This window comes from Massilia haematophila, assembly GCF_042647645.1.
GTDB classification, from domain to species: Bacteria; Pseudomonadota; Gammaproteobacteria; order Burkholderiales; family Burkholderiaceae_D; genus Telluria; species Telluria haematophila.
In genome coordinates, this window is record NZ_JBHRVV010000001.1 from 5,068,787 (window position 1) to 5,082,496 (window position 13,710).

General features: G+C 65.6%; 14 protein-coding genes and 1 riboswitch. Of the genes, 9 read left to right on the forward strand and 5 right to left on the reverse strand.

Going from position 1 to position 13,710, the window contains the following annotated elements; genetic code table 11:
* The first annotated feature begins 33 nt into the window (after positions 1–33).
* The 5 genes from ACFOPH_RS22515 (at position 34) to ACFOPH_RS22535 (ending at position 4,470) form a co-directional block, all read left to right on the forward strand.
* Entirely contained in the window at positions 34–1,827 is a 1,794-nt protein-coding gene (locus ACFOPH_RS22515) for a CIA30 family protein (RefSeq protein WP_312548187.1), read from the forward strand.
* A 32-nt stretch (positions 1,828–1,859) separates the two neighbouring features.
* Positions 1,860–2,987 carry a sensor histidine kinase gene (locus tag ACFOPH_RS22520; protein ID WP_379737346.1) on the forward strand — a complete coding sequence of 376 codons (1,128 nt, stop codon included), beginning with the start codon at positions 1,860–1,862 and terminating at the stop codon, positions 2,985–2,987.
* Positions 2,984–3,589, forward strand: coding sequence for a response regulator transcription factor (locus ACFOPH_RS22525; RefSeq protein WP_379737348.1), 606 nt, complete (start codon positions 2,984–2,986; stop codon positions 3,587–3,589). The genes ACFOPH_RS22520 and ACFOPH_RS22525 overlap by 4 nt, the downstream gene beginning before the upstream one ends.
* A gap of 99 nt (positions 3,590–3,688) precedes the next feature.
* On the forward strand, positions 3,689–4,159 hold the full coding sequence (locus ACFOPH_RS22530; RefSeq protein ID WP_312551995.1) for an MgtC/SapB family protein: 471 nt from the start codon (positions 3,689–3,691) through the stop codon (positions 4,157–4,159).
* 104 nt (positions 4,160–4,263) lie between these two features.
* Complete coding sequence (locus ACFOPH_RS22535; protein ID WP_312551996.1) at positions 4,264–4,470, forward strand: hypothetical protein; 207 nt, start codon at positions 4,264–4,266, stop codon at positions 4,468–4,470.
* Between the two features lie 7 nt (positions 4,471–4,477).
* On the opposite strand, the gene ACFOPH_RS22540 is transcribed toward ACFOPH_RS22535, so the two are convergent.
* Together ACFOPH_RS22540 and ACFOPH_RS22545 are read right to left on the reverse strand one after the other, a co-directional pair.
* Positions 4,478–4,912, reverse strand: a complete 435-nt coding sequence (locus ACFOPH_RS22540; RefSeq protein ID WP_312551997.1) for an efflux RND transporter permease subunit — start codon at positions 4,910–4,912, stop codon at positions 4,478–4,480.
* Positions 4,913–5,096: 184 nt separating this feature from the next.
* Complete coding sequence (locus ACFOPH_RS22545) at positions 5,097–5,306, reverse strand: cold-shock protein (protein WP_312551998.1); 210 nt, start codon at positions 5,304–5,306, stop codon at positions 5,097–5,099.
* 413 nt (positions 5,307–5,719) lie between these two features.
* Between ACFOPH_RS22545 and ACFOPH_RS22550 the strand changes: the two genes are divergently transcribed.
* On the forward strand, positions 5,720–6,835 hold the full coding sequence (locus ACFOPH_RS22550) for a sensor histidine kinase (protein ID WP_379737351.1): 1,116 nt from the start codon (positions 5,720–5,722) through the stop codon (positions 6,833–6,835).
* Positions 6,820–7,296 carry a response regulator gene (locus ACFOPH_RS22555; protein ID WP_312552000.1) on the forward strand — a complete coding sequence of 159 codons (477 nt, stop codon included), beginning with the start codon at positions 6,820–6,822 and terminating at the stop codon, positions 7,294–7,296. Before ACFOPH_RS22550 ends, ACFOPH_RS22555 begins: the two co-directional genes overlap by 16 nt.
* Before the next feature lie 5 nt (positions 7,297–7,301).
* Here ACFOPH_RS22555 and ACFOPH_RS22560 read toward each other — a convergent pair whose 3' ends face one another.
* From ACFOPH_RS22560 to ACFOPH_RS22570, 3 genes are all read right to left on the reverse strand, one after another.
* Entirely contained in the window at positions 7,302–7,643 is a 342-nt protein-coding gene (locus tag ACFOPH_RS22560; protein WP_312552001.1) for an SMR family transporter, read from the reverse strand.
* Positions 7,644–7,698: 55 nt separating this feature from the next.
* Positions 7,699–8,148, reverse strand: coding sequence for a DUF2147 domain-containing protein (locus ACFOPH_RS22565; RefSeq protein WP_312552002.1), 450 nt, complete (start codon positions 8,146–8,148; stop codon positions 7,699–7,701).
* Between the two features lie 167 nt (positions 8,149–8,315).
* Entirely contained in the window at positions 8,316–11,111 is a 2,796-nt protein-coding gene (locus ACFOPH_RS22570) for a valine--tRNA ligase (protein WP_312552004.1), read from the reverse strand.
* Positions 11,112–11,418: 307 nt separating this feature from the next.
* Positions 11,419–11,521, forward strand: a riboswitch (TPP riboswitch).
* Between the two features lie 67 nt (positions 11,522–11,588).
* On the opposite strand from ACFOPH_RS22570, the gene thiC reads away from it, so the two are divergent.
* Together thiC and thiS are read left to right on the forward strand one after the other, a co-directional pair.
* Positions 11,589–13,502 carry a phosphomethylpyrimidine synthase ThiC gene (gene thiC / locus ACFOPH_RS22575; RefSeq protein ID WP_312552005.1) on the forward strand — a complete coding sequence of 638 codons (1,914 nt, stop codon included), beginning with the start codon at positions 11,589–11,591 and terminating at the stop codon, positions 13,500–13,502.
* A complete protein-coding gene (thiS, locus tag ACFOPH_RS22580; RefSeq protein ID WP_312552006.1) occupies positions 13,503–13,706 on the forward strand; it encodes a sulfur carrier protein ThiS in 204 nt (67 codons plus the stop codon).
* Positions 13,707–13,710: the final 4 nt, after the last annotated feature.

Genomic DNA, 13,710 nt, shown 5'->3' on the forward strand with positions numbered 1-13,710 from the left:
ACTCGGTTCATCCAACCACCTGGAGAGACCGAGATGAAACCGACCACCCTGAAACTCCTGCTGCTGTGCGCCGCCATCGGCGCCAGCCCCGCCGCGCTTGCTGCCGCCACCCTGGTCCAGGACGTGCGCGTGTTCGACGGCAAAGCCGTGCATGAACGCCGCTCGGTGCTGTTCGAGAACGGCGTCATCGCCAACGCCGATTTCCGTGGCCCGCCGCCGGCGGGGACGCGTGTGGTGAGCGGCGCCGGCCGCACCCTGCTGCCTGGCCTGATCGACGCCCACACCCACGTCTTCCGCTGGCAGGAATTGCCGGTGCTGTTCGGCGTGACCACCCAGGTCGACATGTTCACCGACCTCAAGCTCATGAAGCAGGCCAAGCAGGAGATGGCGCAGGGCAGCCGGCACGACCATGCCGACCTGTTCTCGGCCGGCACGCTGGTCACCGCGCCGCACGGCCACGGCAGCCAGTTCGGCGTCGTCATCCCCACCATCACCGGGCCGCAGCAGGCCCAGGCCTTCGTCGACGCGCGCATCGCCGAAGGCTCGGACTTCATCAAGATCGTCATGGAAAGCGGCTACGGCATGCCCTCGCTCGACCTGGCGACGGCCAAGGCGGTGATCGACGCGGCCCACCTGCGCGGCAAGCTGGCCGTGGTCCACATCGGCAACGAAAAGGATGCGCGCGCGGTGCTGGAAGCGGGCGCCGACGGCCTGGTGCACCTGTATCCGGGAGAGTCCGGCGACGCCGAGGGGCTGGCGCGCCTGGCCGCCAGCCGCGGCGCCTTCGTGATCCCGACCTTCACGGTACTGGAGAGCATGGCCGGCTGGCGCGGCGACGACCTGCTCGCCAACCCGGCCCTGGCCGCCTTGCTCGACAAGGATGGCCAGGCGCCGCTCAAGGCACGCTACGGCAACAAGGAACGCGCGGCGATGCTGGTGGCGCCGAAGCTGGTGACCGCCGCCATGCTCAAGGCCGGCGTGCCGGTGCTGGCCGGCACCGACGCCGGCAACCCCGGCACGCAATATGGCATCAGCATGCACCGCGAGCTGAAGGCGCTGGTCGAAGCGGGCCTCACGCCGGTGCAGGCGCTGGCGGCGGCCACCAGCGAGCCGGCGCGCGTGTTCAAGCTGGGCCGGCGCGGTCGCATCGAGCAGGGCTACAAGGCCGACCTGCTGTTGGTGGAGGGTAATCCAACGGCCGACATCCTGGCCACGCGCCGCATTGTCGAAGTCTGGAAGGATGGCGAAAGTGCGAACCGCCTGCGCGAGGGCCAGCGCCAGGCCGTCGCCAAGGCGGCGCAGGAGAAAGGCAAGGGACTCGCGCTGCCGCCCGATGGCCGCATCAGCCGCTTCAGCGACCAGGCGCTGGCCAGTCCCTTCGGCATGGGCTGGGGACCGTCGACCGACAGTTTCGCCGGCGGCAAGTCGACCGTCGCCCTGGCGACCGGCGCGGCGCTGGCCGACGGGCAGGTGCCGCTCGCGATCAACGCGAAAGTGGCGCCGGGCCTGCCGTACGCCTGGTCCGGCGTCGCCTTCATGCCGGGCGCGCAGCCGATGCAGTCGGTCGACTTCAGTACCGTCAAGGCGGTGCGCTTCAAGGTGCGCGGCGACGGCAAGACCTACCAGATGATCGCGATGTCGCAGGGCGTGCAGATCCCGGGCGCGAAGTCCTTCGTCGCGGGGCCGGAGTGGACCGAGGTGACGGTTCCCTTTAGCGAGCTCAAAGGCATCGATCCGGCCAGCGTCACCATGTTAGGATTCAACGCCGGTCCGCAGCCGGGCGACTACCGCTTCGAGCTGGCCGACGTGCGCCTGCTGACCCAATAACCAGAATCGGCACAAGAGCGATGAACACGATCATGCAAGGATTCAAGCGGCTGTGGGCGGGGCCGTGGTTGCCGCCCGAGCAGGGCCGGATGCCATATTTCTGGTTGCTCAGCCTCGCCTACATGTTCTGGAAGTACGCCTATGTGGCGCCGAGCGCCGTCGAGGCGGCGCTGCTGGCGCTGACCTTCGCGGTCTTCATCCCGCTTTACTGCGCCAGTTTCTGGGCGCGCGGCTGGCAGGTCGGCGCCTGCATGCTGGCGGGCTGCCTGATCGGCATCGCCTGGGTGCGCTGGAACATCGGCGCCGCCACCTTCTTCATTTTCGCCTGCGCCATGGCCGCCGGCTTTACCAGCATGCGGCGCGCCATGCCGGCGATGGTCGGGGTGATCCTGCTCGGCCTGCTGGCCTCGCTGCTGGTCGAAGGGAGACAGATGCGCTTCATGTTCCTGATGCCGCTCCTGACCATCAGCCTGCCGGTGGGCCTGGGCGCGATCATGGATGCGCGCCTGCGCCGTTCGCGCCAGGAGCTGCTGCGCAAGCAGGAAGAAGTCGAGCACATGGCCACCATCGCCGAACGCGAACGCATCTCGCGCGACCTGCACGACCTGCTGGGTCACTCGTTGTCGCTGATCGCGCTGAAGGCCGAACTGGCGGGCAAGCTGGCCGAACGCGATACGGTCGACACCAGGGCTGCCTGCCGGCGCGAGATCGCCGACATCGAGGCCGCCGCGCGCCGCGCGTTGGCCGAGGTGCGCACCGCCGTCACCGGCTACCGCGAGAGCGGCCTGGCCCATGCGCTGGCCAGCGCGCGCGCCAGCCTGGCTGCAGCCGAAGTGGAACTGTGCGAGCGGGTCGAACGCGTCGACCTGGCGCCGGCCGCCGAGCACGTGGTGGCGCTGGCCCTGCGCGAGGCGGTCACCAACGTCGTGCGCCATGCCGGCGCGCGTCGCTGCACGCTGTCGCTGGCGCTGGAAGACAACGAGGCGGTGCTACGCGTCAGCGACGACGGTGCGCGCCTGCGCGGCGCGGGCGACCTGCGCCACGGAAACGGCCTGAGCGGCATGCAGGAGCGGGCGGCCGCGCTGGGCGGCCGGCTGGCCCTGGCGGTCGGCGCCGGGCTGGCGCTGGAGCTGCGCGTGCCGGCGGGGGCGGGCGCATGATCCGCATCCTGCTGGCCGAGGACCAGGGCCTGGTGCGCGGCGCCCTGGCGGCGCTGCTCGGGCTGGAACCCGACCTCGAGGTGGTCGCCACCGCCGCCGACGGCGTCGAGGCGCTGGCGCTGTGCGAGCAGCACACCCCCGACATCGTGCTGACCGACATCGAGATGCCGCGCATGACCGGGCTGGAGCTGGCCGCGCAACTGGCGGCGCGCGGCGCGCCAGGCCGGGTGATGATCGTCACCACCTTCGGACGCAGCGGCTACCTGCGGCGCGCGCTGGCCGCCGGCGTGCGCGGCTTCCTGCTGAAGGATGCGCCGGCCGACGCGCTGGCGGCGGCGATCCGCACCGTGCATGGCGGCGGGCGCGCGATCGCGCCCGAGCTGGCCCTGGAGAGCTGGAGCGGCGCCCAGGACCCGCTCACCGAACGCGAGCGGCAGGTGCTGCGCCTGGCGGGCGAGGGCGCCACCAGCGCCGACATCGCGCGCCAGATCCACCTGTCCGAAGGCACGGTGCGCAACTACCTGTCGGAGGCGATCAGCAAGCTGAACGCGGGTAACCGGGTCGAGGCCTATCGCCTGGCACGCGATGCCGGTTGGTTGTAATCGAAGGCCCAGTTTCCTCTTTCGTCCTCGAACCGCCGAGCGATGCGCCATGCATCTTGCTTAGATGGCATTATTCGTCGGAACGGTTTGGAGGTGACAATGGCGTGGTGGGAACAAAGCTGGCTGACGATACAGCAGGAATTTTCGGACCTGGGCAATCCGGAGGACATCACGCGCATCGTGGTGCGCCTGCTGGTGGCCCTGGCCCTTGGCGCCGTGCTCGGCTACGAGCGCGAGTCGGTCGGCGCCTCGGCCGGCCTGCGCACCCACATGCTGGTGTCGCTGGGCTCGGCCCTGTTCGTGCTGATCCCGCTGCAGGCCGGCATGCAGATCGAGGACCTGTCGCGCGTGCTGCAGGGCATCACCGCCGGCATCGGCTTCCTCGGTGCCGGCGCCATCCTGAAGCAGACCGACAAGAACGACATCCGGGGATTGACCACGGCCGCCAGCGTCTGGCTGACCTCGGCGGTCGGCATCGCCGCCGGCATGGGGCGCGAAGCCACCGCCGTGGTGAGCGCGCTGTTCGGGCTGGTGGTCTTGGCGATCCTGCGCGGCGCCGAGAAACGCTGAACGCGTCGGCAGGCCCGGCTTGGATGCTCTCAGGCAAGCGGGCGCTACGTCATGCCTGGTTTGCTAGGATATTTCGCCTCGTAACAAGCGGTTGAGGCAAATTGATGTCAGGAAGTAAAAAAACGGACCCGCGGACCAACCCGGCCACGGCGGCCCACGTCGACGAGGCCTTGCGCCTGTGGCGCACGGACGGGGTCTGCCCGGCCTTCGAATTCATGCAGCTCGTCGGTGTGCCGAAGACGGTGGCGATGCGCCTGCTGTGTTCTCCGGGACAGCACCGCAAGACGGACCGGCGCCGTAGCGTGCGCTAGGAACACCTCAGCCCACACCATCCCTGGCTGGCGGAGGCAAACCGGGCTGGTCGGCGTCGCCTGGGCGACGCGGGGCGAGGAACCCGAAATCGAGCCGCGGGCGGTCGAATTCGACCACGGCTGCCGGTTCCAGCCCGCTGGTGGCATCGAAGCGGTCGACCTCGGCCTTGACCGCGGCGAGCGCCTGTCCGCCCTCGTCGCCGGCAAAGCCGATCTCCAGCCGCGCGCGGCCATGGGTGGCAACGGAGCTGATGTCGGACAAGCCCGGTAGCCGCGACAGCCGGCGTTCCAGCGGCGTCACCAAGCTCTCTTCGATATGTTCCGGCGACTGGCTGGCCACACGGTATTCGACGGCGACCACGGCCGGCGCCGCCTGCGTTTGCGCCGCACAGGCAAGGGGCAGCAGCGAGGCGGCCATCAGGAATCTGGAAGCTTGCGGCATGGTCGGTCCTGTCTGTTTGACTTTCGGTTAATCAGCCCCGATCCTGCCATGGCTTGCCGTCATCCACAAGGGCGCCGCGAGGCCCCTCAATGCGAAAAGCCCGCGCAGGCGGGCTTTCGTTGTTCCATCTACGCGGCCCCGCCCATGCTATCTGCGGGGTGCGCGCCGCATTGTCATCCAGCGATCAGATCGCGCGGATGTTCCCAGCTTTTTCGCCTTTTGGGCCGGTCGAGCGCTCGAACGAAACGCGCTGGTTTTCCGCGAGGCTCTTGAAACCTTGCGATTGAATGTCCTGGAAATGGGCGAATAAATCGCCACCGCCTGCGTCAGGGGTGATGAAGCCGAAGCCTTTCGAATCGTTGAACCATTTTACGGTGCCGGTTTGAGTAGTCATTTACATTCCTTTTAGATTTGCATGGGCAACAATACCCGATATGCACATTCGACCAAGAAAGGGTGTGACGGGAGGAAATCAAACAGGACCGCCGGAAGGCGAGACGAGAAAGAAAGACCAATAATTACAACAACTTGATGCAGTGCGAAACCGAAGATACAGGGGTTCTCCATATTCTCCTAATGATTTCGAATTTATTTTACTTTTGTGGGTTTTCCTCGTTCCGAAATTGAAGTAAGGAAATGACTGTTATTATGGACGACCCATTTTCGGCGATTCGTCGAATCGGGATATATAAAGGTTTCATGATAATGACGCAATACCAATTAGGACCCTTTATTTGCGACAATATGGAGCCGATCCTGCAGGCATGGGAGGACTTCGCACGCACGATCGAGCCGCCCGCGTTGACAATGAACGACACCGACTTGCGCGACCATGCTCGCCAGATGCTGCTGGCAATCTCGGCAGACCTGGCCACGCCGCAGACGGAACACGAGCGATGTGTGAAATCGCGCGGCCTTGGCAAGCGCGGCGAGGACGATACGGCCGCCGAGATCCATGCCGAGGCACGGCTGCTGTCGGGCTATACCGTGGTGCAGCTGGTCTCCGAGTACCGGGCCCTGCGTTCGAGCGTGCTCACCTTGTGGGCCGCCGGCATCGGTGGCGACTCCCACCCGGCCCACATGGACGATGTCACGCGCTTCAACGAAGCGGTCGACCAGGCGTTGGCAGAGTCGGTGGCGCGCTACGAGTTCATGATCAAGCAGACGCAGAACATGTTCCTGGCCATCCTCGGCCACGACCTGCGCAACCCACTGGGCACGGTCGTGACCGGATCGACCTTCCTGATGCAGGCGGACGATCTTGCGCCGAAATACGTGCTGGTCGCAACACGAATGTTCAACAGCGCGAGGCGCATGAGCAAACTGATCAACGACTTGCTCGACTTCACGCGCACCCATCTCGGCCCTGGCATGCCGATCCGGCTCAGGCAGGGCAGCCTGGTAGCCGTGTGCGAAGAGGTGGTCAATGAATTGCGCACCTTCCATGCGGAGCAACTGATCCAGCTCGAAGTGCCGCCCCATCTGGATGCGATTTTCGACGAGGGACGCATTGCCCAGGTACTATCCAACCTGATTGGCAATGCCATCCAGTACGGCCACCCGGATGCGCCGGTGGTGGTGCGCATGAGCGCCGGCGAAGCCGACGTCGTCATCTCGGTCACCAACCATGGGGAACCGGTCGCGCCGGACAAGCTCGCGGCCATCTTCGATCCGATGGTGCGCATCGCCGCCAGCGTCAAGAGCGACGGCGACGACTGCATCGAGCGCACCAGCCTGGGCATCGGCCTGTACATTTCGCGCGAAATCGTCCACGCGCACGGCGGCAGCATCGCACTCGCGTCGACCGTCGCCGACGGCACCACCTTCACGGTGACGATACCGCGCCTGCCCAAGGGATTCCAGGCTGCCGACGCGACCAGGCGTCCGCCAGCAGCGAAGGAGCCGCCATGCAGCTTGCAGTGAATGCCTCGCGCTGCGCCGGCAAGGGGCGCCCTTCCATCACAGGATTACCCGACGCGTTGCGGAAAGAGGCCGCACCGGCGGCTGGCCGCGTGCTGCGGAAAGTGCTGGCGGTCGACGACGAGCGCGATCTGGCCGACCTGGCCGAAGCATTGCTGTGCGGTCATGGGCTGGAAGCCAGGGCCGCGTACTCGGCCATGGAAGCCCTCCGGATCCTGGAGGACGATCCGGAAATCGATGCCGTCTTTACCGACGTGATGATGCCAGGGATGAACGGCTTGCAACTGGCGGAGACGGTCAGAAGCATGTTCCCGGCCATCAGTATCGTGCTGACCTCAGGATTCATCCCGCCCGCCTTGATGGAGAGGCATGGCCGGCCCTATCTGTACGTTGGCAAGCCCTACAGTATCGAGACGGTGATCAGGTTGCTCCAGTCCGGGCAAGCGCCTCCTGCCCGGGGCTGATCGACTCAATGCGCCATGCTCTTCGAAAACAGGTTAATCACCAGCACCCCCGCAATGATCAGCCCCAGGCCGAGCAGGGCCGGCAGGTCCAGGCTCTGCTTGTAGACGATCCAGCTGACGATCGAGATCAGCACGATCCCGACCCCCGACCAGATCGCGTAGGCGATCCCGGTCGGCAGCACCTTCAGGCTGAAGGTCAGCAGGTAGAACGAGGCGGCATAGCAGGCGACGGTCAGCAGGCTGGGCCACAGCCGGGTGAAGTTGTCGGTGGCCTTCAGCGCCGTGGTGCCGATCACCTCGACGACGATGGCGAGGGCGAGGAAGAGGTAGCTCTGGGTCAGGGTCATTGGGATTGCGAATAAAAAAGCGGCCCGCAGGCCGCTTCGGTTGGCATCTTCGTGTTTATTGCTGCTCGCGGTGCCAGACCTGCGAACGGCCGAACATCGGCGCGCCGATGTAGCCGCGCACCTCGAGCTTCTGGCCGCCGTCGCGCAGCGTCGCCTTGCTCTTGTAGACCTTGCCCTTGGCCGGGTCGAGGATCTCGCCGCCGGTGTACTCGTTGCCGTCCTTCTTCAGGCCCGACACGATGGTCATGCCGACGATCGGCTGGTTCTTGCGCGAATCGGTGCAGGCCACGCATTTCGGGTTCTGGTCTTCGTTCGGCTCGCGGAACAGCTTTTCGATCTTGCCTTCCAGCGCGCCGTTTTGCTCGGTGATGCGCACCAGGGCCTTCGGCTTGCCGGTTTCGTCGTCGACGGTCTTCCATAGCCCGACCGGCGAGGCGGTCTGCGCCCACGCGGCGGGCATCGCGAACATCATGGCAATCAGGCTTGCCTGCATCAACTTACGCATCTGGTGTCTCCTGGATTCATTATTGATAGCGCAGAGTGTAGCAAACAGTCTTCTCGACGGGGAAAGCGAATTGTGAGGAAATATTCCAATTTCCGTCCCCGGCATCCTGCAGGGCCAATGAAAAAACGCGGCCCGAGGCCGCGTTCCGAATGACCGGTCTGGCCGGATCAGGCCGGCAGCTTGGCCAGCTGTTCGCGCATCTTGTCGAGCGTCGCGGTGAAGTTCGCCAGGCGTTCCTTCTCCTGCGCCACCACGGCGGCCGGCGCGCGCGCAACAAAACTCTCGCTCGACAGCTTGCCGCTGGCCTTGGCGATCTCGCCCTCGACGCGCGCGATCTCCTTCGACAGGCGTTCGCGCTCGGCCTTGACGTCGATCTCGACCTTCAGCATCAGCTTGGTGGTGCCGACGATCGACACCGCGGCCGGCGATTCCGGCAGCGCGTCGACGATTTGCACCTCGGCCAACTTGCCGAGCGAAGCGATGTAGGGCGCGAACAGGGCCATGTTGGCGCGGTCGCCCTCGTTGCCCGGCTCGACGATCAGCGGCACGCGCAGCGACGGCGCGATCTTCATCTCGCCGCGCAGGTTGCGGGTCGCGTTGGTCAGGTCCTTCAGCTGGGCCATCCAGGCTTCGGCCGCTTCGTCGATCGCATCCGGGTTGGCGACCGGGTAGGGCTGCAGCATGATCGAGTCACCCGTTTTGCCGGCCAGCGGCGCGACCGCCTGCCACAGCGCCTCGGTCACGAACGGGATCACCGGATGCGCCAGGCGCAGGATCACTTCCAGCACGCGCAGCAGGGTGTGGCGGGTGGCGCGCTGTTGCGCTTCCGTGCCTTGCTGGACCTGGACCTTGGCCACTTCCAGGTACCAGTCGCAGTACTCGTCCCAGACGAACTTGTAGATGGCGTTGGCGATGTTGTCGAAGCGATAGTCCTCGAAGCCTTTCGCCACTTCCTGCTCGGCGCGGTTCATCAGCGAGATGATCCACTTATCGGCCTGCGACAAGTCGGCCGCATCCGGCTGGCCGCAGTCCTTGCCCTCGGTGTTCATCATCACGAAGCGCGTCGCGTTCCACAGCTTGTTGCAGAAGTTGCGGTAGCCTTCGGCGCGGCCGAGGTCGAAGTTGATGTTGCGGCCCAGCGAAGCGTAGCTCGCCATCGTGAAGCGCACGGCGTCGGTGCCGAAGGCCGCGATCCCGTCCGGGAATTCCTTGCGGGTGGCCTTGGCGATCTTCTCGGCGTCGCGCGGGTTCATCAGGCCGGTGGTGCGCTTGGCGACCAGGGTCTCGAGGTCGATGCCGTCGATCAGGTCGATCGGGTCGAGCGTGTTGCCCTTCGACTTGGACATCTTCTGGCCTTGCGAGTCGCGCACCAGGCCGTGCACGTAGACGGTCTCGAACGGCACTTTACCCGTGAAGTGCGCGGTCATCATGACCATGCGCGCGACCCAGAAGAAGATGATGTCGAAGCCGGTCACCAGCACCGACGACGGCAGGAACATCTTCATGTCCGGCGTCTCGTTCGGCCAGCCCATGGTCGAGAAGGGCACCAGCGCCGACGAGAACCAGGTGTCGAGCACGTCGTCGTCGCGGCGCAGCTCACCCGTGACGCCCTGCGCTGCGGCCTTGGCCTTGGCTTCTTCCTCGGTGCGGGCAACGACGATCTCGCCGTTCTCGCCGTACCAGGCCGGGATGCGGTGGCCCCACCACAGCTGGCGCGAGATGCACCAGTCCTGGATGTTGCCCAGCCACTGGTTATAGGTGGTGGTCCAGTTCTCCGGCACGAACTTGATCTCGCCGTTCGCGACCTTTTCCAGCGCCACTTCGGTGATCGACTTGCCCGGATTGAAGGTGCCTTCCGGCGCCGGTTTGGTCATGGCGACGAACCACTGGTCGGTCAGCATCGGCTCGATGACGACGCCGGTGCGGTCGCCGCGCGGGACCATCAGCTTGTGCGGCTTGACCTGCTCGAGGAAGCCCTGCGCCTCCAGGTCGGCGACGATCTGCTTGCGCGCGGCGAAGCGGTCCAGGCCCTGGTATTGGCTTGGTGCGTTTTCGTTGATCTTCGCGTCGAGGGTGAAGATATTGATCGGCTCGAGGCCGGCGCGCTGGCCGACGGCGTAGTCGTTGAAGTCGTGCGCCGGGGTGATCTTCACGCAGCCGGTGCCGAATTCCTTGTCGACGTAGCTGTCGGCGATGATCGGCACTTCGCGGCCCGTCAGCGGCAGTTTCAGGAGCTTGCCGTGCAGGTGGGTGTAGCGCTCGTCGGTCGGGTCCACGGCCACGGCGACGTCGCCCAGCATGGTCTCGGGACGGGTGGTGGCGACCGTCAGCTCGCCCGAACCGTCGGCCAGCGGATACTTGATGTACCACATCGAGCCGTCTTCTTCTTCCGACACCACTTCGAGGTCGGACACGGCCGTGCCCAGTTTCGGGTCCCAGTTGACCAGGCGCTTGCCGCGGTAGATCAGGCCCTGCTCGTACAGGCGCACGAAGACTTCGGCGACGACCTCGGAGCGGGTCTCGTCCATGGTGAAGTATTCGCGCTTCCAGTCGGCCGAGGCGCCCAGGCGGCGCATCTGGCCGGTGATGGTGTTGCCCGACTTTTCCTTCCACTCCCAGACCTTCTTGATGAATTCGTCGCGGCCGAGGTCGTGGCGCGAGATCTTCTGGGCGTCGAGCTGGCGTTCGACGACGATCTGGGTGGCGATGCCGGCGTGGTCGGTACCCGGCACCCAGGCGGTGTTATAGCCGCGCATGCGGTAGTAGCGCGTCAGGCCATCCATCACGGTCTGGTTGAACGCGTGGCCCATGTGCAGCGTGCCCGTCACGTTCGGCGGCGGCAGCTGGATGCTGAACGACGGCTTGTCGGCATCGAGGGTGGCGGTGAAGTAACCGCGCTGCTCCCACTCGGTGCGCCAGTATTGTTCGATGTCGGCTGGCTCGAAAGACTTGGCTAATTCCATGATTTGATGGCGTTTTGATTGGCGAAAAGGGTCATTATAGAGGAGGAGGGCGGGGCTGCGCGTGGGCAGTGACGGGATTTTCGGTCGGGATCGTGGCGCCGTTGCGTGAGCCGTTATTTTCGGGGTTTCGTATGAACTCGCCGTTAGCGGTGACCGTAGGGTGGGCTCTCGAGCCCACGCGGATTCCGAACACCACGAACGGCACACGCAACAGCGCCACTGACCTCGCCCATCCGCCCGCATATCGCATAAATTTTTCTTGCCAACGCCACAACACGGGCTATAATCCGCCCGCTGCTTCAACGCAGCAAAACGCTAGGGGTCCTGCCATCGAAACGATGCGCGGGTGAGAAATACCCTCTGAACCTGATCTGGATAATGCCAGCGAAGGGAAGCTTCCGAGATGCCGCGGTCGTGCGCCTGCACGCGCCTGCAAATCTCCGCCTCCTTTGCTGGCTCCTCACGCAAAGGAGCCACATGAATGCCCCGCTGAAATTCGACGCCGCCACCGCCCGGGTGGACAGCGCCGCCATCGAACCCTTCCCGAATTCGACCAAGGTCTACATCGAGGGCAGCCGCCCCGACATCCGCGTGCCGATGCGCGCGGTCGCGCAAAGCGACACACCGGCCAGCTTCGGCGGCGAGCCCAATCCGCCGGTCTTCGTCTACGACACCTCGGGCCCCTACACCGACCCCGCTGCGCAGATCGACATCCGGCGCGGCCTGCCTGCCCTGCGCCGCGGCTGGATCGACGCGCGCGGCGACACCGAGGAACTGCCTGGGCCGAGCTCGCGCTACGGCCAGGCACGCCTGGAAGACCGCGGCCTGGACGCGCTGCGCTTCGAGCTGACGCGCAAGCCGCGCCGCGCAAAAGAGGGCGCGAATGTCACCCAGATGCACTATGCGCGCCAAGGCATCGTCACGCCCGAGATGGAATTCATCGCCCTGCGCGAGAACCTGCGTCGCAAGGATTACCTGGCTTCGTTGGAGGCGAGCGGCCCGATGGGCAAGCGCACTGCCGAACTGCTCGGGCGCCAGCATCCGGGCCAATCCTTCGGCGCGTCCATCCCCCTTGAAATCACGCCGGAATTCGTGCGCGACGAGGTGGCGCGCGGACGCGCCATCATCCCCTGCAACATCAACCACCCTGAGAGCGAACCGATGATCATCGGCCGCAACTTCCTGGTGAAGATCAACGCCAACATCGGCAACTCGGCCGTGACGTCCTCGATCGGCGAGGAAGTCGAGAAGATGACCTGGGCCATCCGCTGGGGCGCCGACAACGTGATGGACCTCTCGACCGGCAAGCACATCCACGAGACGCGCGAATGGATCATCCGGAACAGCCCGGTCCCGATCGGCACCGTGCCGATCTACCAGGCGCTGGAAAAGGTCAACGGCAAGGCCGAAGACCTGACCTGGGAGATCTACCGCGACACCCTGATCGAGCAGGCCGAGCAGGGCGTCGACTATTTCACCATCCACGCCGGCGTGCGCCTGGCCTTCGTGCCGATGACGGCCAAACGCCTGACGGGCATCGTCTCGCGCGGCGGCTCGATCATGGCCAAGTGGTGCCTGGCCCACCACCGGGAATCCTTCCTGTACACGCATTTCGAGGAGATCTGCGACATCATGAAGCGGTACGACGTCGCCTTCAGCCTGGGCGATGGCCTGCGCCCCGGCTCGATCTACGACGCCAACGACGAAGCGCAACTGGCCGAACTGAAGACCCTGGGCGAACTCACGCAAATCGCCTGGAAGCACGACGTACAGGTGATGATCGAGGGCCCGGGCCACGTGCCGCTGCACCTGATTCGCGAGAACATGGACTTGCAACTGGCGCAGTGCCACGAGGCGCCGTTCTACACGCTGGGACCGCTCACCACCGACATCGCGCCCGGCTACGACCACATCACCTCGGGCATCGGCGCGGCCAACATCGGCTGGTACGGCACCGCCATGCTGTGCTACGTCACGCCCAAGGAGCACCTGGGCCTGCCCGACAAGCAGGACGTCAAGGACGGCATCATCACCTACAAGATCGCGGCCCACGCCGCCGACCTGGCGAAAGGCCACCCGGGCGCCCAGATCCGCGACAACGCCTTGTCGAAGGCGCGCTTCGAGTTCCGCTGGGAAGACCAGTTCAACCTCGGCCTGGACCCGGACAAGGCGCGCGCCTTCCACGACGAGACCCTGCCGAAGGAGTCGAGCAAGGTCGCCCACTTCTGCTCGATGTGCGGCCCGCATTTCTGTTCGATGAAGATCACCCAGGAAGTGCGCGAATACGCCGCAGCCAAGGGCGTCGGCGACGACCAGGCGCTGGCACGGGGCATGCAGGAAAAGGCGATCGAGTTCGTGCGCGGCGGCGCGAAACTGTACCGCGAGGTGTGAATGCTGGAGATCGAACTGAACGGAGAAGCGCGCCAGGTGCGGCCTGGCGCTTCGGTCGGCGACCTCGTCGAGCAGCTCGGCATCGCCAACCAGGCGGTGGCGCTGGCCGTCAACCGCCAGGTGGTGCCGCGCCAGCAGTGGAACGAACGCCTGCTGGCCCGGCAGGACAAAGTGGACATCGTGCGCGCCATCGGCGGCGGATAAGGAC

Coding starts and splice junctions, on each gene's coding strand:
- ACFOPH_RS22515 (WP_312548187.1), top strand. CDS start 34: ATGAAACCGACCACCCTGAAACTCCTGCTGCTGTGCGCCGCCATCGGC.
- ACFOPH_RS22520 (WP_379737346.1), top strand. CDS start 1,860: ATGCAAGGATTCAAGCGGCTGTGGGCGGGGCCGTGGTTGCCGCCCGAG.
- ACFOPH_RS22525 (WP_379737348.1), top strand. CDS start 2,984: ATGATCCGCATCCTGCTGGCCGAGGACCAGGGCCTGGTGCGCGGCGCC.
- ACFOPH_RS22530 (WP_312551995.1), top strand. CDS start 3,689: ATGGCGTGGTGGGAACAAAGCTGGCTGACGATACAGCAGGAATTTTCG.
- ACFOPH_RS22535 (WP_312551996.1), top strand. CDS start 4,264: ATGTCAGGAAGTAAAAAAACGGACCCGCGGACCAACCCGGCCACGGCG.
- ACFOPH_RS22540 (WP_312551997.1), bottom strand. CDS start 4,912: ATGCCGCAAGCTTCCAGATTCCTGATGGCCGCCTCGCTGCTGCCCCTT.
- ACFOPH_RS22545 (WP_312551998.1), bottom strand. CDS start 5,306: ATGACTACTCAAACCGGCACCGTAAAATGGTTCAACGATTCGAAAGGC.
- ACFOPH_RS22550 (WP_379737351.1), top strand. CDS start 5,720: ATGAACGACACCGACTTGCGCGACCATGCTCGCCAGATGCTGCTGGCA.
- ACFOPH_RS22555 (WP_312552000.1), top strand. CDS start 6,820: ATGCAGCTTGCAGTGAATGCCTCGCGCTGCGCCGGCAAGGGGCGCCCT.
- ACFOPH_RS22560 (WP_312552001.1), bottom strand. CDS start 7,643: ATGACCCTGACCCAGAGCTACCTCTTCCTCGCCCTCGCCATCGTCGTC.
- ACFOPH_RS22565 (WP_312552002.1), bottom strand. CDS start 8,148: ATGCGTAAGTTGATGCAGGCAAGCCTGATTGCCATGATGTTCGCGATG.
- ACFOPH_RS22570 (WP_312552004.1), bottom strand. CDS start 11,111: ATGGAATTAGCCAAGTCTTTCGAGCCAGCCGACATCGAACAATACTGG.
- thiC (WP_312552005.1), top strand. CDS start 11,589: ATGAATGCCCCGCTGAAATTCGACGCCGCCACCGCCCGGGTGGACAGC.
- thiS (WP_312552006.1), top strand. CDS start 13,503: ATGCTGGAGATCGAACTGAACGGAGAAGCGCGCCAGGTGCGGCCTGGC.